The sequence below is a fragment of the Brevibacterium sp. AGC70 genome (genome assembly GCF_057334195.1).
Genome location: NZ_JBHFIH010000008.1, coordinates 1 through 18,384, shown reverse-complemented (window position 1 = coordinate 18,384; position 18,384 = coordinate 1). Strand labels below are relative to the sequence as shown.

At 57.0% G+C, this 18,384-nt stretch carries 15 protein-coding genes and 1 pseudogene; 3 read left to right on the top strand and 13 right to left on the bottom strand.

Going from position 1 to position 18,384, the window contains the following annotated elements; all coding sequences use genetic code 11:
• The 3 genes from ACE03M_RS05365 to ACE03M_RS05355 form a co-directional block, all read right to left on the bottom strand.
• A partial coding sequence (locus ACE03M_RS05365; RefSeq protein ID WP_485933058.1) for an aspartate ammonia-lyase occupies nt 1–1,481 on the bottom strand: 1,481 nt, incomplete at its 3' end.
• Nucleotides 1,482–1,631: 150 nt separating this feature from the next.
• Complete coding sequence (locus tag ACE03M_RS05360; protein ID WP_485933057.1) at nt 1,632–2,051, bottom strand: hypothetical protein; 420 nt, start codon at nt 2,049–2,051, stop codon at nt 1,632–1,634.
• A gap of 1 nt (nt 2,052) precedes the next feature.
• Nucleotides 2,053–3,270, bottom strand: a complete 1,218-nt coding sequence (locus tag ACE03M_RS05355; protein WP_485933063.1) for an MmgE/PrpD family protein — start codon at nt 3,268–3,270, stop codon at nt 2,053–2,055.
• On the opposite strand from ACE03M_RS05355, the gene ACE03M_RS05350 reads away from it, so the two are divergent.
• Nucleotides 3,199–3,396 (top strand): hypothetical protein, encoded by a 198-nt coding sequence (locus ACE03M_RS05350; RefSeq protein ID WP_485933064.1) that lies wholly within the window; start codon nt 3,199–3,201, stop codon nt 3,394–3,396. The genes ACE03M_RS05355 and ACE03M_RS05350 overlap by 72 nt on opposite strands.
• Here the strand turns inward: ACE03M_RS05350 and ACE03M_RS05345 are convergent.
• The 3 genes from ACE03M_RS05345 to ACE03M_RS05335 all read right to left on the bottom strand — a co-directional run bounded on the left by ACE03M_RS05345 (nt 3,387) and on the right by ACE03M_RS05335 (nt 6,746).
• On the bottom strand, nt 3,387–4,805 hold the full coding sequence (locus tag ACE03M_RS05345; RefSeq protein ID WP_485933056.1) for a dihydroorotase: 1,419 nt from the start codon (nt 4,803–4,805) through the stop codon (nt 3,387–3,389). The two genes, ACE03M_RS05350 and ACE03M_RS05345, sit on opposite strands and share 10 nt — an antisense overlap.
• Before the next feature lie 82 nt (nt 4,806–4,887).
• Nucleotides 4,888–6,162: a M20 family metallo-hydrolase gene (locus tag ACE03M_RS05340; protein ID WP_485933055.1), complete on the bottom strand. Its 1,275-nt coding sequence runs from the start codon at nt 6,160–6,162 to the stop codon at nt 4,888–4,890.
• A complete protein-coding gene (locus tag ACE03M_RS05335) occupies nt 6,162–6,746 on the bottom strand; it encodes an orotate phosphoribosyltransferase (RefSeq protein ID WP_485933054.1) in 585 nt (194 codons plus the stop codon). The genes ACE03M_RS05340 and ACE03M_RS05335 overlap by 1 nt, the downstream gene beginning before the upstream one ends.
• Nucleotides 6,747–7,036: 290 nt before the next feature.
• Between ACE03M_RS05335 and ACE03M_RS05330 the strand changes: the two genes are divergently transcribed.
• Entirely contained in the window at nt 7,037–7,867 is an 831-nt protein-coding gene (locus ACE03M_RS05330; protein ID WP_485933053.1) for an IclR family transcriptional regulator, read from the top strand.
• 84 nt (nt 7,868–7,951) lie between these two features.
• On the opposite strand, the gene ACE03M_RS05325 is transcribed toward ACE03M_RS05330, so the two are convergent.
• Complete coding sequence (locus tag ACE03M_RS05325; RefSeq protein ID WP_485933052.1) at nt 7,952–9,151, bottom strand: MFS transporter; 1,200 nt, start codon at nt 9,149–9,151, stop codon at nt 7,952–7,954.
• A gap of 832 nt (nt 9,152–9,983) precedes the next feature.
• Between ACE03M_RS05325 and ACE03M_RS05320 the strand changes: the two genes are divergently transcribed.
• Nucleotides 9,984–10,316 carry an SOS response-associated peptidase family protein gene (locus ACE03M_RS05320; protein WP_485933062.1) on the top strand — a complete coding sequence of 111 codons (333 nt, stop codon included), beginning with the start codon at nt 9,984–9,986 and terminating at the stop codon, nt 10,314–10,316.
• Between the two features lie 1,502 nt (nt 10,317–11,818).
• On the opposite strand, the gene ACE03M_RS05315 is transcribed toward ACE03M_RS05320, so the two are convergent.
• The 6 genes and pseudogenes from ACE03M_RS05315 to ACE03M_RS05290 all read right to left on the bottom strand — a co-directional run.
• A complete protein-coding gene (locus tag ACE03M_RS05315; RefSeq protein WP_485933061.1) occupies nt 11,819–13,108 on the bottom strand; it encodes an amidohydrolase family protein in 1,290 nt (429 codons plus the stop codon).
• Nucleotides 13,109–13,307: 199 nt separating this feature from the next.
• Nucleotides 13,308–14,249, bottom strand: a complete 942-nt coding sequence (locus ACE03M_RS05310) for an arginase family protein (protein WP_485933050.1) — start codon at nt 14,247–14,249, stop codon at nt 13,308–13,310.
• Between the two features lies 1 nt (nt 14,250).
• On the bottom strand, nt 14,251–15,627 hold the full coding sequence (locus ACE03M_RS05305) for an MFS transporter (protein ID WP_485933049.1): 1,377 nt from the start codon (nt 15,625–15,627) through the stop codon (nt 14,251–14,253).
• A 31-nt stretch (nt 15,628–15,658) separates the two neighbouring features.
• A complete protein-coding gene (locus tag ACE03M_RS05300) occupies nt 15,659–16,066 on the bottom strand; it encodes a FadR/GntR family transcriptional regulator (RefSeq protein ID WP_485933059.1) in 408 nt (135 codons plus the stop codon).
• 75 nt (nt 16,067–16,141) lie between these two features.
• Nucleotides 16,142–16,318 (bottom strand): annotated as a pseudogene (locus ACE03M_RS05295) (winged helix-turn-helix domain-containing protein); the annotation flags it as partial.
• 561 nt (nt 16,319–16,879) lie between these two features.
• Nucleotides 16,880–18,384: aspartate ammonia-lyase (locus ACE03M_RS05290; RefSeq protein ID WP_485933048.1), on the bottom strand; the 1,505-nt coding region annotated here is incomplete at its 5' end.

Here is an 18,384-nt window from a genome sequence, read left to right as displayed (position 1 = left end):
GTCATCTCATCCCGGGGAACCGCCTCGGTGCTGTCGGCCGAGTTCTCCACACCGTGATCGGCAGGCAAGCCGGTCAGACGCTCGGGCTTGAGGATCTCCTCGAGTTGGGTTCGGTCGAGGAGCCCCTGCTTCACGACGAGGTCGGAGATCGGTTCATTCGTCGCCAGCGCCTGCTTCGCCAGTTGCGCGGCAGGGGCGTAACCGATGACCGGGGCGAGAGCGGTGATGACGGTGACGGAACGGGCCACAGTGTCCTCAAGGGCCGCCTCGTTGGCGGTGATGCCGTTGACACAGTTGACACGGAAAGTCTGGCAGGCACGTTCAAGCCAGGTGATCGACTGGAACAGGGAATGAGCGATGACCGGCTCGAACGCGTTGAGCTGGAGCTGGCCGGCCTCGACGGCCATGGACACAGTGACGTCGGCACCGGCGACCGAGTAGGCGACCTGGGAGACCGCCTCGGGAATGACGGGGTTGACCTTGCCGGGCATGATCGAAGAGCCCGCTTGACGGGCCGGAAGGTTGATCTCACCGAAACCGGCCTGTGGTCCCGAGGACAGCAGACGCAGGTCGTTGGCGATCTTCGACATCTTCAGAGCACTGCGCTTGAGCGCCCCGGAGAAGGTGATGAAGACCCCGGTATCCGAGGTGGATTCGACGAGGTCGCCGGCGGTGACGAGTTCGAGTCCGGTGATGGTGCGCAGGTGCTTGATCACCGCTTCCTTGTACCCGACGGGTGCGTTGATCGCCGTTCCGATCGCAGTGGCGCCCATGTTGACCTCCCCGAGGAGTGCGACAGCGTCTTCGAGCCGCTGCACGTCCTCGCGCAGGGTGGTGGCGAAGGCGTTGAATTCCTGGCCCAGGGTCATCGGCACCGCGTCTTGGAGCTGGGTGCGACCGACCTTGATGATGTGGGAGAACTCGCGGCCCTTCGCGGCAAAGGCATCGGCCAAAAGAGTGAGTTCGACGAGGAGGTTCTGCAGTGAGAAGGCCAGTGCGATCTTGATCGCCGTTGGGTAGGTGTCGTTCGTCGACTGGCTGTGGTTCGTGTGGTCGTTGGGGTTGATGAACGAGTAGTCGCCCTTGGCGTGACCACCGATCTCGAGCGCACGGTTCGTGATCACCTCATTGGCGTTCATGTTCGTCGAGGTGCCTGCCCCTCCCTGGATCACGCCGACGGTGAACTCGTCGTGGAGCCGCCCACCCTTGATCTCCTCGCAGGCGGCGTCGATGAGGTTGGCTCGCTGCTCATCAAGGGCACCGATTTCGAGGTTCGCCCGTGCCGCGGCCTGCTTGACGCAGGCGAAGGCGCGGATGAAGTCAGGGTAGACGGAGACCGGGCGGCGGGTGATCGGGAAGTTCTCCATCGCCCTAGCAGTGTGGACGCCCCAATAGGCGGTGTCGGGGATCTCGAGGCTGCCGATCGAATCGGTCTCGGTACGGGTAGGTGGGGTCGAATTGTGTGTCAAAGCGATTCTCACTTTTGTACTCTGAGGCTGCGAACTGATTTGTCGATGCACCAACGTCGCCGGTGAGCGACCAGCATTGGCCACTACGGGGTCCGCACGTGCCTCTTTGCATTCGGTGGCTCATCCCGGCATTCGTTCCGTCATTTGTGTTTCAGAGTCTGATCATTGTGAGACTTCACCTTCTGGCCCAACAATTTTGGCGACGCGCGCGGCGGAGTTCTCAACCAGTCCGGTGAGAGCGGTAACTTCGGATTCGTTCGGTGTCTCAGCAAAGACGATTAGGACATTGAGTCCGGTCAACGAGCCGAACGTGTCAAGTATGCCCTCCACCTCATTGGCATAGACTGTGCCAATTCCAAGCTCACGCGCGACAACGTGGCCGATTACGGTATCTTCAGGCTGGCTCCAAGTCAACACCGTGTCGACTTTGAGATCCTTTGCATCGCGCGCCAGGCTCTGTCCCAGCTTCTCGGTCTCAGGTGGTTGCGGCGGTGTCCATTCACTGTTTGATTTGTAGGCGTTCATCATTGCCCCTCTGCTCTGTTTAACCGGTTCTTCGAATGATTCGACCGGAATCAGCATTTCAACTGTATTCGCGATTTGCTAGCTGCTGGATGGATTCCATGAGTCGGCGGACGGATGCGTTCCGAGGTGCGTCAATGATAGTGTCCCAAATTTCGCCTCCACACTCGTGCAGGTTCACAGCTTTCGTCCGCAGCTCGGGCTCTGTCTTCTCGTCGGTGACGACGCCCTTTGCATTGTTACACCTTGCGTGCAGCGTCGTACCGTCAGTGAGGATAACCTCCACCGAGGCAGGGGCAGCACCCGGCCACTGCGCTGTGAAGGAAGGGTCTTCCTCGACTCGCACACGGGCAGCTGTGGATAGCACAGCCTTACTCGGCGCATCGAAGACATCGGGTTCTGCCCTACCCTCGATGAGCGCTGCCGCGACTGCGAAGGGGATAGAGAACCGTCGTGACAGAGGAGTTTCAAAGCTTCCATCTGCCACTTTGAGGTTGTTCATCGTGGTTCGCACCATCACTGATTCGACGTTGTCCGGCTGGACCCCAGTAATTCCCAGGCCGGCCTCGATGCTGGTATGGGTGAGAGCACAGGCGGAATAGAACTTGAAGTAGCCATTGAAGATCCGCGGATGGTCACGAGTCGGATCTGCTGCTTCCGCCGGCAACGCAAGGGGCCCCTTGAACACGTTGTCAAGTACCGAAGGTCCCCCTGTAAACCCCATCGAGGCGAGTTGCACGGCGCGGATGGCCGCGGCTGCTGATTGTCCAGTCCACGTGTTTCGGGCGTTGGACCCATCGAGGCAGCTGCCCCAATGCGTGGCGAGCAAAGAGGTGGCGGAGACTTCGGCGGCGGACAGAATATCGGTGCCGGACAGCATCGCGACTGCGGCGGCTGCGCCTATTCCGCCGAGATGCCCGTGAGGGTGTACTCCCGGCTTCAGTGCGTGAGACTCTAACAGATAGGCGGAAACCTCGTACCCGAAGAGCAAGGCATCGAGCATGGTGCCGACCTCAAGATCACAGGTTTCGGCAGTCGCCAGTATTGCGGGGACGACATGAGCGGCTGGGTGTCCGGTGGGCCGGGTTCCCTCATCCATTTCTAAGGAACAGATGATACTGCCGTTGATGTAGGCTGCGTTTTCGGCCGTCGACCATCCCCCTCCAGCCGAAAGCAAGGAGGATCTGCTCAGACTGTCTGGAATCCCATGGCGCATACGGCCGGTCAGTGGGTGGTCGGCCACAAGGTTAACAGCTTCCGTCCGTCGACCTGCAGACAATGCTACGGATACGGTGTCAGCGAACACCAGCCGAGCGCGGTGTTCCGCCTCGACGTCGCTCCCACCGTCGACGATCGTTCGAGCGGAGTCGAGCAGTCTTTGCAGGTCGTCGTTGCTCATGCCTGACCGGTTTTCGACGGCTGATGCGAGGCTGCGACGAATGTTCCACGTCGCTCGCCCACAGGCTCGCCATACTTCATCGCCACTTGGCCACGGATGACGCTGCCGGTGATTCGTCCCTTGAGATCCCACCCATCCCAGGTCGAAACGGGGTTGAGGGCGTGCATGTCCTCATTTCGGATAGTGTGACTGCCTTTGGGATCAACGAGAGTGATGTCCGCGTCGGTCCCAGGACGCAGAGAGCCCTTGCGAGGGTACAAACCATACAGTTGAGCCGTCGAGGTCGAGAGCACTTCTGATAGCCGCTGGGGCGTGATCTTGCCGCGCAGCATCCCATCGATGAGCAGTGGAGCAATTGTTTCAATGCCCAGACCGCCAGCGGGTGCCTGGCCAAAGCCGACCATCTTCTCTGATACCAGGTGCGGTGCGTGGTCAGAGCCGATCGACGAGATGGTGCCGTCGTTGATGGCCTTCCACAGTGCGTCCTGATCCTCCTGGTGTCGGACAGGTGGGTAGACCTTGATCAACGGTCCGAGTTCGGGTTCCTTGTCGGCAGTGAGGGTGAGGTATTGAGGGCAGGTTTCGGCTGTCACAGGGGCTCCGGCGGCCTGTGCCTGTGCCACGACGGCCGCTCCCAGAGCCGATGCCATATGCACGACGTGGAACCGGCAACCGGTCTCTTGGGCCAGCTGAGCGCCGATGGCAATCGTGGTTGCTTCGGCGATGGCTGGACGAGCGCTGAGCAGATCGTCGTATGTCTCGATCGGATGTCCTAGTGCCTCAGCCGAGGCTGACAGGATATGCCGATCCTCGCAATGGGCAGCCAGCACTCCTCCGGTCTTCGCGACATTGGCGAAGAGCTGCAGCACCTCGCCGTTCTCGGGTGGCAGAAGCACACTGTCAGAGTCCGCAGGGTCGAAATTGTAGACGAGTCCTTTGGTCTCTTTATCCAATGCGTAGCCCCAGAAGAGTTTGACTGCTGCGGCGCCCGCGGCAAAGAGCTCGGGAATGTCCTCGGCGTTTTCGGGCCCCAGTGCCAGACCCCAGAGTCCGAAATCGACCCACGCTCTCTCCTCGTGTTCGGCGCGACGTTCGGCGAACACCTCGGCAGTAGAGACCGCCGGGATGGCATTGGGCATTTCAATAATTGTCGTCAGTCCGCCACACAGCGCGCCCAACGTGGAATGAGAGAATGTTTCCTTTTGGGTGCTGCCTGGATCACGGGAGTGCACGTGCGGGTCGATGAACCCGGGGAAGACCAGTTGGCCGCCGGCATCGACGAATTCGTCATGAGCGACGTGGTTTGATGAGTCGGAATCGAGGATGGCGGTAATGGTGCCGTCGGTGCAGAGAAGGTCTGCCTTCTGCAGACCGGCCTCCGTTACGAGAGTTCCTCCGGAGATGAGCAGTCGCATATAAGTGTCCTTTACTTGGTTGCGTGTACAACGGTCAGTGATCGCCACGAGGTCGCTCGCGTGCCCAGTGACGATGACGGTTTCAGGCCGAGAGCCTCGTATCGAGGTTGAATAGGGTCTCCAACAGCACATTCGTGCCAGTTGCGATATCTTCATTGGTGCTGAATTCATCCGGCACGTGAGAGAGCCCACCGTTGCGGCTGGGAATGAAGATCAGACCAGTGGGCATGATCGTGTTGATCATCTGTGTGTCGTGGCTGGCACCGGATGTGAGCACTCGGTAAGAGTTTTCACGAGCCTGGGCGGCGATACTTGCCTGCTCGCGGACGAGTGTGGGCAGGATAACCGGTGAGGTGTCGGCGAGGACTTCGAGTTCCATCCTCACACCGCGCCGGGAACACACCTCCAGTGTCTGCTGGGCAATCAAGCTCGCAGCCGCCCGTTGGCGATCGGCGTCAATGTCGCGCACATCGAGGCTGAATGTGACGCGACCCGGGATCGTGGTGATGGAGTTCGGTTCGACGTTGAGTTTGCCCACAGTCGCCCGGGTTCCGCGGTGTTCGGCATCGGATGCGAGCGTCTCGGAAATGAGCACGCACTCCGAGGCCGCTGCTAGAGCATCCGCACGGCCGTGCATGGGGGTGCCGCCCGTGTGCGATGGGATTCCGGAAAGGGTGAATTGTAGACGGGTCGAGCCGGAGATCATATCGACGATTCCGACTTCCGCGCCAGCTCTCTCCAGCACGCTTCCCTGTTCGATGTGAAGCTCAAGGAAAGCGCTCCAATCTCGGGGTGTCCACGGTTTCGTGGTCGCCTGACGTGGGTCGAAGCCGAGGTAGTCCATGGCCTTTGACAAGGTGATTCCATCACGGTCAACGAGAGCTTCGAGTTCTTTCAGTCCGGTCATTCCTGCAGCGAGTTTGGAACCGATGCAAGCTTGACCGAACCGTGCTCCCTCTTCTCCCGCAAAGGCGACGAAGCGCCATGGGTGGCGGGTATTGGCACCTGCCTCGTGAAGCAGTTGGGCGATCTCCACTCCAGCAACCACACCGACGATGCCGTCGAATACCCCTCCGCTGTAGACGGAATCGAGATGGCTTCCTGTTCCAAGTGCTCCCAGCCTCTGTTCGGTGCCTGCGCGTTCGGCGATGGTGTTGCCTGCAGGGTCTGTGGCGACGGTGCATCCCGCCTCGGCGAACCATTGACCGACGAGATCATGCGCGGCACGTTCGTCATCGGTGTAAGCTAAGCGGCTCACGCCCTTGCCTGGCCGGGAGATTCTAGCGAGTTGATCGATCCTGGACTGCAGGCGTTCAGTGCTTGCGACGAGCCCAGATGTGTGTGATTTCGTTGTCATCACAAGTCACCCTCCGCATCGTCGTCTTTGACCGTGGCTGATCGTTTGATCAGGGCGTTGGCTGAGAGTTCAGCGATCGTAAAGAGAGTGGAATATTCGACGCTCTCCCGGGTTAACAATTCATCAGCGCCTTCACCCCGATCGATGATGCCGAGAACGGTTGAAACTAGGACTCCAGCTGTTCGCAGCTCCTGTACGGTGCGCCAGGCGTGTTTACCCGAACTGAGTACATCCTCAAGTAGAACGACCTTCTCGCCTTGGTGGACCTCGCCTGCCAGTTCAACTTCCTCTTTGCCGTAGCGGGCGGACGCATAAGGCAACCCAGTGGCCAACGAAACCGCCACAGCTAAGGGAAGAGAACCTGGTTCGCTGCCGACTACGCGGTCAACGGTTCGGGGAATGCGCAACGCAAGAAGGCTACCCAATCGCCGCAGCATGGTGGGCTTGGTCAGGAACAGGCCAGGATCGAGATGATAGTCCGAATCCAGACCACCAGCTGTGTGGAAAGTCCTTCGCCGGTAGGAAACCGCGATGAGATCGCGAGCCACCTCCGCGCGTCGTTCTTCCGGGTCCTGAATGCTCAACCCCGATGTCTCACCGAAGGCCTTAAGAGATGCTGGACTCATTCACTTCACTTCCATGTGATGAAAACTAGACTTCCGTACTACGCAATCTTAAAGCGCAGGTTCGGGCTGGTCAATCTTTCGAATTTCGTCTTCTCCTGGCGCGGAGAGGGGCCCTTCGAGGTCTCGGGATTTTCGGCTACAGGCCGTTGAAAATTGACACTTCATCTGGATTCTTACTCAGTCGCAGTCATCGAAAAGGGGCCCCGAATGAGCGAGCGCCAAGACGCTATAGGCCACAGGGGCACCAAATGAAGATAGACTTTTCCGTGAGACGAAAATTTTCTATCTTCCACGGAGAGGAAGGCATGCAACCGGTCCACCGAACACTGGACATCCTGGAGGTTATTGCTCAGGCTCAGTCAAGCATGTCGTTAGCTGAAATTTCACAGGCATTATCATTGTCTCCTTCCACGGTGCATCGGTTCATGGCCGATCTCGAAGCACGTGGGTTCGTCGTTCGTACGAATAGAAGGCGGTACCTTATGGGGCCCGCCGTCCGTGCTCTCTTGTCGAATACGCCATCGCACCAAGTTCGTGAGGCTGCCTCCCCAGTGCTTCGCCGACTGGTTCGCCAGCATGGAGAGACTGCGTTTCTTGCGGAGATGAGCGGGTCCGCCGTCGTGTGTATTGAATTCTTCGAAGGCACACGCTCGCTACGCCATCACGTTCAGGTTGGAACGACTTTGCCATTGAACGCCGCATCATCGGCGCGCGCAATCATGTCGCTACTACCCGATTCTGACATCGACGATCTACTCGCGGGAGCAGTGTTAGAACAATTCACTGCCCGTACAATCACGTCAAAAGAGGTGCTCAAGAGCCACCTGGAGAGCACTCGCACACTGGGCTATGACGTATGCGATGACGAGATGGAGAACTTCACATGGGCTGTGTCGGCACCCCTGTTCGACAGTGAGGGATCAATCCCCTTCGCGATCACTATCGTTGCCCCGATTTCGAGCATGCAGTCAGCAGAACGACGCGAAGATCTAATTGAGTCAGCACTGCAGGCCGGGAATGCCGTATCGCATGAGCTTGGCGCAGTTTCTCCAGTCCAAAACCGAGCCCGGACCGATTGACAGAAAGGCAGTGGACAATGCGTGAGAACCGCTTAGGTCGGCGAACTGGCTGGCCCACCTAAGCGTCAATTACAGCAACAATTTTCAGTCGAGATCTTCGCCAGCTTTGTCCGGTATCGCAAACATAGTGAAGAACGCCAGTACGTAGATGCTTGGGAGTACTACCAGAGCGAACGCGAAACCGTGATTTGAAGAGAGCCACGCAACGGTGACAGGCGCCAGGCCGCCAATCGCGCGGCCGATGTTGTAGATACCGTTCTGAGCGGTCCCCCGGATCCAGGTCGGGTAAAGCTCGGCCAGCAGCGCCCCATAACCCCCTAGGGCCCCGTTGGCGAACAGACCCATGAAAAATCCTCCGACGAGCAGTGCCGTCGGGTCGGTCAATTGGCTGTATATGAGCATGGCCACGCCGGCGCCGATTTGGAATGTCCAGAAAGTGTAACGTCTGCCCCATCTGTCGGCCAGCTGTCCGAACACAAAGAGACCTACCAGCATTCCGGCAACAGTCACCGCCGTCCACACAGAGGAATTGGTCAAACTCAGCCCCAGCTCGGATTCCAGATACCGGGGAAGCCAAGTGATGATGCTGTAATAGCCGAAGTTCTGCACAGCACAGAGGATGATTAGCGCGATCGAGATGCGAACAAAATACTTCGTCGAGAACAGGCCCTTGAACAGCTCCAAGGCGCTAGCTTGCCTTTCCTGGGTTTTCTGCTGTTCAAGGTATTTGGGCGACTCATGCAACTTCTTGCGCAAGATGATCGCGACGACTGCAGGGAAGACTCCGACGACGAATAGACCGCGCCAGCCGACAATGGAGATGATCGGAGCGGACAATAGGGACGCGGCCAAGACGCCGAGTTGGAATCCGGTGGCCACCAACGAGGTGGCACGAGCCCTGAGCTTGGCATGTACTGCTTCCGACGCGAGGGCCATGCCACAGCCGAATTCGCCTCCGATTCCGACCCCAGCGAGAAATCTATAAATTGCCAGATCAACATATCCCTGCGCGATCGCGGCGAGCCCGGTAAATACTGCAAAAAACACAACAGACCAGGTGAGGACACGGACTCGCCCGAAGCGATCGCTGAGGGCGCCGAACAGCAACCCGCCGATGACCGCACCCAGCAAGGTGAGAGTTGTCAGCGAACCGGCCTTCGTGTCACTGAAGCCGAACTCAGCGATGATCGGGGACAGAGCAAAGCTCAGGATCAATAGGTCAAAGCCATCCAGACCGTACCCAAGACTTGCCGCGAATACGGCCTTCTTACCGTAGGCGTCCATCCGTGGAGGTTTTTCTCGTTCTACCGCTGGCGATCTTTTCTGCATTACATGCTCTCCTCACGCATATGTAGCGGCCGGACGGTGCTCTCTGGCGACAAAGTTTCCATGGCGCACGATGGCCGGCTGCGCATCACACCAATGTGACGACGATCATCGTATTCTGATCGTCACATGGAAGTCAATATTCCGTGACACGGAAATGTCACGCATCGCCGCAGTTTGCTGAGATGACGACACGATCGTAGTTCGTCGCTTCATGCGTAATAGGCGAGATTGCCTCGAAACTCTTTCGGTTCATGACTTGGTGATTCTTGACACTGCTCTCATCGGATGCATGCAGAAAGGCTTATCGTTGCTCGCATCGCGCTCCGCTAACGTGATATAAATCCGGGGAGTAAGGGGCACTCCCGTTTGCAACTCGCCCAGTCTTTATGGCGGTAGACCCGCCGGATTCAACGTAGGTGTGGGCCTAGTCCCAATATCGCCTAAGCCTCCGTCTAGAAGTCTGGGACGAACTGCCAAAAACTCCCCTAAACGTTCAGAGAGACCAACGGCGTGTATGGTCTCTTTGTAATCCCAGAGAATCTTTTGAACGTTGGACAGGGCTTCGGCTATTTTCTCCACCGCTCCTGAATAGCGATAAAATTCATCCACACTCCTGACTCACTGGCTTAGCGGGTTCGATATGTCAACGTTCTGGCCTGAACGCCAGTATCGATTAGCACTGCGGCTCTTACCGTTGGACTACTTTCGAGGGTGGAATCAGCACATATTCGCGCATTGAGGCAGAACAATTGAGCATTCACGGCTTCTTGCACTTGTGCCGCACTCAATGCCATGTGCGGCAGATCCACGCCTGATCTGTCCTTCGCGGAGCTCGGCCGGATGCTCGAAGCCAATGTGGCCGCGGAGTGGACTCCCTCATGGAGTATCAAGCCAACACGGCGCGTCCCCGCCTTCTTCGAGACCATTTACCGACGATGGCGACATCACACGAAAAGGCGAGATCGCACGGTGGTCGCTTCTGCCACCGTGGGCCGAGTCCCTAAAGCTGAAGTTCCCCACCTTCAACGCCCGCAGTAAAGGGCTGGCGTCGCAGAACACATGGCGGGGACCGATCAAGCACTCCCGCGCAATACTTCCGGCGACCGGCTACTACAAATGAAAAACCGAAGGAAAGACGAAGACCCCGAACTATATTCACTTGCCCGATGGTCCGCTACTCTTCGCCGGCCTCTATTAATGGTGGCGGCCGAAGGGCTCAGATGACGCCTGGACTCTGACGACGACAATCGACACTCGCCCCCGACCGGTGACGTCGCCGAGCTCCACGATCGGGCGCTGGTCATCCTTCCAACGAACTTCGTCGACGAATGGATTGATGCAGGAACAGAATGCGACCAGTCTCACGTCGAGGCCGCAGCTTGAGCAGTTGGGATTCCATGAGGTCGCCAAGCTAATCGGCGACGGACCTGAACTGGTGAAGCCTTCAAGCTGAGCCGACGACAACTTCTACGACTAGCCGCCAGCGGGACTACTCGTTGTCGTTTTCAGCCGAAACGCACGAGTGGATGTCCGAATTTCGGCTCGCAGATTCAGAATCAAACGATGTGGGCTCAGAACCGCCCTTACTCAGATACGAGAGCCCGTATTCGAGTGCGTGGTGCATCCCGCGCACCAAAGGCACCGCGGGACCATGTATATCAATGCCGCTGAGCGATCCCTTGGGTATCACTGGAACGACCGTGCCAGTCAGCCCGCCGACTACCTGAGCAATTGGTGCGCTGGAACTCAATCGCGCCACCACGTCTACTGTACCCACTGTTTGCAGATCAAGAATTGGCTCTTAGTGATTCCTCATGCCGCCGTGATTTGGTTGAAAGTCTAATTTCAGATCATCCATCGACGCCCGCTCAAAATCGGACCTGACGAGCAATGTGGATCGATGCTTATCGAAGTTGTTGAGCTGTGCAATCGACACAACTCCGGAGAGCCATCCAGCCTCCGATTCCCGCAACTTCTCAAACCGCTGAACTAAGCCTGGATGAATCTGCCCAATCGCGTTGATTCAATTTTTCCAATCACTCGGCTTCGAAGCCGTCGGGAAATAGACGTGGTTAGCGCTCGGCGGCTGATGGCCATCAAGGTGCACGATTTGCCAGGCAAATGAGTCGGCAGCGGCTCTTAAGCTCGCTATCGCGTTACCAAGTGTGGCCGACCAATGTGCGAGAGGCGCAGGTGGGCACTCTATAATTTTGAGCTCCACCATCTGCTTGTCGGCGGAAAGATCCGGAACAGCAACGATGGGATGTGCCATATTCCATATGTCAATGTCTGCACTGAGCTCATCGAGAAGCGCTCTCGCCATACGCAACTTTATCCACCGCCAAGCTGTGAGGTCTCTCCCTCGTCGTAGGTCTAGTGGGCATCTCAGCCTCCATCCCATGGACTCCTATCGGTGTCTGTCCCAAACAGTGGCCTGACTTTTCCAAAGTGCGAAAAAACTATTTGGAGCTGTGCACTACAGACGAAGAACTTGGCCGACAGATGGATTCGTGCGGCCTGTACCCACATTTCAAAAATGGATTCGCACATAGGCAGCACCTCTGGGCACGTGAATGAACGTTGATCGTCGTACCCAAAACCGGATCTACGCATAAATGATAGTCACATATTGTAGTCGCCGTACACCGGTTGTATGTGTTGATCGATCGTCCTTCCTGCCCAGTCATGATTCTGCCAGCCGGACCACATTGCTTCAGCAGTCGTCTGAAGATCCCGTAGATCTTGTGCCGTATCGAGGCCCGTGACTTCACCGTCACGCATCACGATCTCGCCATCGACCATAGTTGCCTCAATATCTTCGGCTTCAGCGTAATAGACGATAGAACGAATAGGATCGCGAGTCGGTGTCATGAAGAGGCTGTCAGTTCGCCAGAACGTCAGATCAGCCTTTGCACCGACCTCAATCCTTCCAAGATCATCTCGCCTAAGAGTATTCGCGGCGTCGACTGTGGCCGCATTGAACACATCTGCAGCCAGACCTGCATCCGAGCGCCTCTCGAGAACTTTGGTGATGATCGAAGCCCACCTCATCGAGTGGAGCATTGATTGGGTAGTGGTGTCGGTTCCCAGCAAAACTCGTGTGCCGCGATCTCGATAGGCATCGAAGGTTTCCATCGCGATTCCATTTCGTGCGAATACCCAAGGATTATAGGCCACTGAGGTCCCGGCCGCTGAGATGAGTCCGACATCGTCTCCCGGGAAATTTGTCCAGCTAGATCCCGTCACGAACAATCCGTGACCGATGATCATTCGATCATTGAGTAGTCCAATGCTGCTAAGCCATTCGATTGGAGTCTGTCCATGCCTTCGCGTCATTTCGTAGAACTCGGAATAGGACTGAGCTGCGTGAATCTGCATTAGTAGGCCGTGTTCTGCAGACACTTCTTCCGTCTGTCGTAGGAGCTCTTGCGAACACGTGTCTACTTGGGATGGATTGAGGAACCCGGTAATGAGTCTAGAACGATCGGTGTTGACGTGGCGGGACGCGAAGTCAACGGCGCGTTCAAAATCTTCTTGGCCATCATCGCTAAGCCATGAGTATTCGACAGTCTTTCCGTTTCTCGTGTACCAACTTCCTGACCGATATGACTCACCAATATAGGCGCGAAGACCAACACGGTCACATTCTTGTGCTGTGTAGTCACTGTCGGGCCCCATCTGCATAACCGTGGTGGTACCGGTTCGTAGATGTTCCGCTATGGACACTCGGGTGCAGACTTCACGGTCGTTTCGAGTCAACGCCTCTGATCGAGGTGGAAGTATCTCAATGAGGTTTGTCGACCAGAACTGTCTCTTATCGATGTCCTCAGCGATGCCTTTGTCCACGGGCGATTCGTGCATGTGGGTGTGCATGGATATGAACCCTGGCGCGATGATGTTGCTGGTCTCCACGACCTTGTCGCACTGAATGTCCCCGGGCCGACCGACATGAGTCACTTCGTTACCAGTCACGACTATTGCACCGTCTCGAAGAATTCTATGGCTCCCTGCCTGATATGCGATGATCCATGGTGCACGATATTCAGTGGTTTCAGTACTCAATGTTTGCCCTTCTCTTCGAAATGTCGTCTCCAGGTCTTCCTTCCGTTCTCTAGAACATGACAGGTTCACACCTCCCGTGTGAAACAAGGAGAATTCGCAGAAACTCGAGAATTACTCGGGCCGCTAGTGAACCAGTCTGTCCAGCGATGTCATGGGGTGGGCTGACTGTGTTTATATCGAAACTGACTATGTCCAGTCCCTGAAGTCCGCGCAATATTCGTAGGCCCTCGTTCGCTGTTAATCCACCCCACCCCGGGGTGACCACGCCAGGCGCCACCGCGGGATCAAAGACATCCATGTCCCAGCTCAAGTAGACCTTCTGCCCATGAAGCGAAGATTGAAGCTGGTCGATGAGACTGACAACTCCAACTTGAGCGATGTCATCCATCGTGATGACGGAGTAACCGAGGTCGCGTGCATTCTGTATGACACCGGGAGCTTCCCCTGAGTTGGTATCTCGTACGCCGACGTGGAGAGACTGCTCTGTGGCTATCAGGTTCTCGTTTGCGGCATGAACGAATGCATTTGCGTTGTTGTAGTAGTGAGGTTTGGTCTTCGGGTATGCATCTGTGTGAGCGTCGAAGTGCACAACTGTGAGAGGACCATGATGCTTATGAGCTGCTCTCAACTGTGGGAGAGTAACTGCCCCGTCACCGCCCATCGTCACAGGTGTGATGCCCTGTGAGTAAATCTCGCCCATGGAGCTCTCAATATGTCGGTACGATTCTTCCACCACCCCCGGGATCACATGAATATTTCCCAAGTCGACGAATCCAGATGCGCTGATTGGATCGATTCCGCTATAGCGCGCGGCCTCAGCAACGAGAAGTGAATTGATTCGGATGTGATCAGGGCCACTGCGCGAACCAACCCTGGCAGGATGATGGCCCATGTCAAAGGGTATTCCAACTCCGACAGCAAGAGCACTTGCGATGTCCGAATTATCAGTTGCGAACAGTTGGTTCGCCTTCGTTACCAGGGGAAGTTCCACGTCATTCTCCGATCGTTGGTTTTACATGTAGGGAGCTATTTGGCTCATTCGTGCAGTCACGCTTCCGAATGATGGCCAGTGATGCGAGTACTCCGAAGATATTGATTGCCACCAGCACGACGAGCAATCCGATGGCCAGCGAAGGTGATCCACCCGTAATTGCAAGAAGCCCCGCTCCAACCATCGGCATCAAACCGCCGAAAACTACGCTAGAAAGCTGATAACTGATAGACATACCGGTGTAACGCACCTCGGGGTCAAACATCTTGCGCAGCAGCGCTGGTATACAGGCCCAAGCGCCCGCCTGCGCTGTTTGGCTAATAGAGAGCATCATTGCGATCAGCGAGAACGAGCCGGTATCTGCAATCAAGAAGTGTGGAGTGGCCGCGACTGCTACTGCCACCAGCGACCACATGATTACGACTCGCGGCCCTTTCAAGTCAGCTACGAGAGAAAGCAGTGGGAATGAGATGAAGCTGGTTGCTGCGGCAATGGTCTGAGCAGTCAGAAGCGGTCCATCAGAGAGCCCGACGGTCGTCGTTGCATAGCTAAGGAACAGAGTCCCGGTGATATAGAAGCCTCCAACCCCGACGGCTGTAGCTGCGGAACCTGCGAGAATTGATTGCCAGTTATTTTTTAGCGTTTCGATCAGTGACGTGGTGACCTTCTTCGATGCACTCTTGTCCACATGCTTCTCGAATTCTGGCGATTCTTCGAGGCGAGCTCTGATGATCAGGCTGACGATCAGAAGAACCCCGGCGAACAGAAACGGTACTCGCCAAGCCCAGTCGCGAAGGACCTCGTCTCCACCCATAGCCGCTAGTGCAAACATTCCGGACGACAGTACCGTTCCTGTTGGTGAACCCAACTGAGTGAAGCTACCGTAAAAATATCTACGATTGCTCGGCGCGCTTTCAGTCGAGATAGTAGCGGCACCACCCCACTCCCCACCAATGGCCAGGCCCTGAATTAGACGCAGGAACACTAGTGCCAACGGTGCAAAAATTCCCCAGGATTCATAACTTGGAACTAACCCGACAGCGAATGTAGCTCCTCCCATGATGAGGAGAGTAGTGATCAGGATTGGCTTGCGACCGTATTTGTCGCCCAACGGACCAAAGATGAGCCCACCCAATGGTCTAAAGACGAATCCGACCCCGAATGTCGCGAACGCCGCCATCGTCCCCAAGAACGGATTCTCAACTGTCGGGAAGAACACGTCTCCAAAGACCAGCGCTGAGGCAGTAGCGAATACGAAAAAGTCGTAGAATTCAATACTCGTTCCGACGTATGCCCCGGCTGCAGCCTTTCTAGCCCGGCGCCTGTCGGTCGGTGGTGCATCTAGATGAACGTCATTTTTCTCTTGTGAGTCATCCATTCGAGCTCCTTTGCTCTTCAGATTGCGTTAGTTATTCGACTTTGCTGGCCATCACCACTTGGCTAGCGCCCTCAATGTGAGTTCGCATTTCTGTTTGCGCCCGTGCCTCGTCACCAGCCACGACAGCCTCAAAGATCTTTACATGACCGGTGAAGGACGTGTCGCGGCCGTTTCGAGTAGAATGTATTTGCTTTCGAGCGACGGCGATCCATTCGTACATCGACTGGCTCAAGGTCAGGATCAAGTGGTTTTGCGTTGCTGTAGCCAAGGCAAGATGGAACTGATAATCCAACGAGTACGAGCCCTCTTGATCTAGTTCGAGAGGGTTGGTTTTGCAGATACTCTCTAGCACGATCAGGTCAGCGTCAGTTCGCCGCACCGCTGCCATTGCCGCGATTTGAGGCTCTAACGAGAGTCGAAAGTCTACGATATCCGACATGTTTTGGCCTTGACTTGCGAGGCGATCCAGCATCGATCTGGCTTCGGTGGTGGCAACACGAAGCACAGTCCCTGATCCGTGGCGTCTTTGAACAACTCCCCTGAGCGCAAGTTCAGAAATAGCTTCCCGGACTGTAGTCCTGGAGACACCAAGCTCTTCTGCGAGCCTCCTTTCAGGTGGAAGTGTCGTACCGGAGTCTGCTTGATTCGAATGAAGGACCTGCAGTATGCGCGCAGCTACACTGCTCACCATTGACTGCCGGGCAACACCCCCTGCAGCACCCCAATTCAGATCTTGCATAGAACGAAGTTAGCACAACTGGTTGGACCAACCAACCACGTAGCGACAGTATGCCTAGATGGCTACTTCGCTCATCAGTTTCCTCCAAAAGCGCAGATGGATCCATATATCACGATATTGCCACTAACAATCAAGGCACTTCTGAGGCGAAAAGTTTCTCGTGGCAGCGTAGCAAGTTGCTCTGCGGCTTCCCGCTATTGTTCAGCCAGGTCTCGTGGGGACCAGAAAATGATCGCTCAAGACGTTTCGAGATCGTGCGAACGGCGGCTGTCGGCTCACCTTCTTCAATCAGTCGAATAAGCGACTCTTCCCGCCGATCAAGCGAGTCACAAGAATCAATCAACTTGAGACAAGTACTGACACTGACGTCGAAGCCGCTGCGAGCATCCTCATTATCGGCATATGACGCCAGTATGTGATGGACAATCAACTCCATTTACGCCTGAAGCTCACAGACTCTGGTCTGCACCCGAACCTCAGCGCCGCAAGCGATCGATATTGGGGCGTTCACGCTCAACGTACCGAAGGAAACATCGACTGGTACTTATCAATCTCGGGAAGCTCGCCGGTCATCTCATCCCGGGGAACCGCCTCGGTGCTGTCGGCCGAGTTCTCCACACCGTGATCGGCAGGCAAGCCGGTCAGACGCTCGGGCTTGAGGATCTCCTCGAGTTGGGTTCGGTCGAGGAGCCCCTGCTTCACGACGAGGTCGGAGATCGGTTCATTCGTCGCCAGCGCCTGCTTCGCCAGTTGCGCGGCAGGGGCGTAACCGATGACCGGGGCGAGAGCGGTGATGACGGTGACGGAACGGGCCACAGTGTCCTCAAGGGCCGCCTCGTTGGCGGTGATGCCGTTGACACAGTTGACACGGAAAGTCTGGCAGGCACGTTCAAGCCAGGTGATCGACTGGAACAGGGAATGAGCGATGACCGGCTCGAACGCGTTGAGCTGGAGCTGGCCGGCCTCGACGGCCATGGACACAGTGACGTCGGCACCGGCGACCGAGTAGGCGACCTGGGAGACCGCCTCGGGAATGACGGGGTTGACCTTGCCGGGCATGATCGAAGAGCCCGCTTGACGGGCCGGAAGGTTGATCTCACCGAAACCGGCCTGTGGTCCCGAGGACAGCAGACGCAGGTCGTTGGCGATCTTCGACATCTTCAGAGCACTGCGCTTGAGCGCCCCGGAGAAGGTGATGAAGACCCCGGTATCCGAGGTGGATTCGACGAGGTCGCCGGCGGTGACGAGTTCGAGTCCGGTGATGGTGCGCAGGTGCTTGATCACCGCTTCCTTGTACCCGACGGGTGCGTTGATCGCCGTTCCGATCGCAGTGGCGCCCATGTTGACCTCCCCGAGGAGTGCGACAGCGTCTTCGAGCCGCTGCACGTCCTCGCGCAGGGTGGTGGCGAAGGCGTTGAATTCCTGGCCCAGGGTCATCGGCACCGCGTCTTGGAGCTGGGTGCGACCGACCTTGATGATGTGGGAGAACTCGCGGCCCTTCGCGGCAAAGGCATCGGCCAAAAGAGTGAGTTCGACGAGGAGGTTCTGCAGTGAGAAGGCCAGTGCGATCTTGATCGCCGTTGGGTAGGTGTCGTTCGTCGACTGGCTGTGGTTCGTGTGGTCGTTGGGGTTGATGAACGAGTAGTCGCCCTTGGCGTGACCACCGATCTCGAGCGCACGGTTCGTGATCACCTCATTGGCGTTCATGTTCGTCGAGGTGCCTGCCCCTCCCTGGATCACGCCGACGGTGAACTCGTCGTGGAGCCGCCCACCCTTGATCTCCTCGCAGGCGGCGTCGATGAGGTTGGCTCGCTGCTCATCAAGGGCACCGATTTCGAGGTTCGCCCGTGCCGCGGCCTGCTTGACGCAGGCGAAGGCGCGGATGAAGTCAGGGTAGACGGAGACCGGGCGGCGGGTGATCGGGAAGTTCTCCATCGCCCTAGCAGTGTGGACGCCCCAATAGGCGGTGTCGGGGATCTCGAGGCTGCCGATCGAATCGGTCTCGGTACGGGTAGGTG

What these genes read in the sequence shown, in the direction of transcription:
- ACE03M_RS05340 (WP_485933055.1), bottom strand. Translation starts at nt 6,162, where the DNA reads ATGACAACGAAATCACACACATCTGGGCTCGTCGCAAGCACTGAACGC.
- ACE03M_RS05330 (WP_485933053.1), top strand. Translation starts at nt 7,037, where the DNA reads ATGAAGATAGACTTTTCCGTGAGACGAAAATTTTCTATCTTCCACGGA.
- ACE03M_RS05360 (WP_485933057.1), bottom strand. Translation starts at nt 2,051, where the DNA reads ATGCTGATTCCGGTCGAATCATTCGAAGAACCGGTTAAACAGAGCAGA.
- ACE03M_RS05320 (WP_485933062.1), top strand. Translation starts at nt 9,984, where the DNA reads ATGCCATGTGCGGCAGATCCACGCCTGATCTGTCCTTCGCGGAGCTCG.
- ACE03M_RS05345 (WP_485933056.1), bottom strand. Translation starts at nt 4,805, where the DNA reads ATGCGACTGCTCATCTCCGGAGGAACTCTCGTAACGGAGGCCGGTCTG.
- ACE03M_RS05350 (WP_485933064.1), top strand. Translation starts at nt 3,199, where the DNA reads ATGGCGCATACGGCCGGTCAGTGGGTGGTCGGCCACAAGGTTAACAGC.
- ACE03M_RS05325 (WP_485933052.1), bottom strand. Translation starts at nt 9,151, where the DNA reads ATGGACGCCTACGGTAAGAAGGCCGTATTCGCGGCAAGTCTTGGGTAC.
- ACE03M_RS05300 (WP_485933059.1), bottom strand. Translation starts at nt 16,066, where the DNA reads ATGTCGGATATCGTAGACTTTCGACTCTCGTTAGAGCCTCAAATCGCG.
- ACE03M_RS05305 (WP_485933049.1), bottom strand. Translation starts at nt 15,627, where the DNA reads ATGGATGACTCACAAGAGAAAAATGACGTTCATCTAGATGCACCACCG.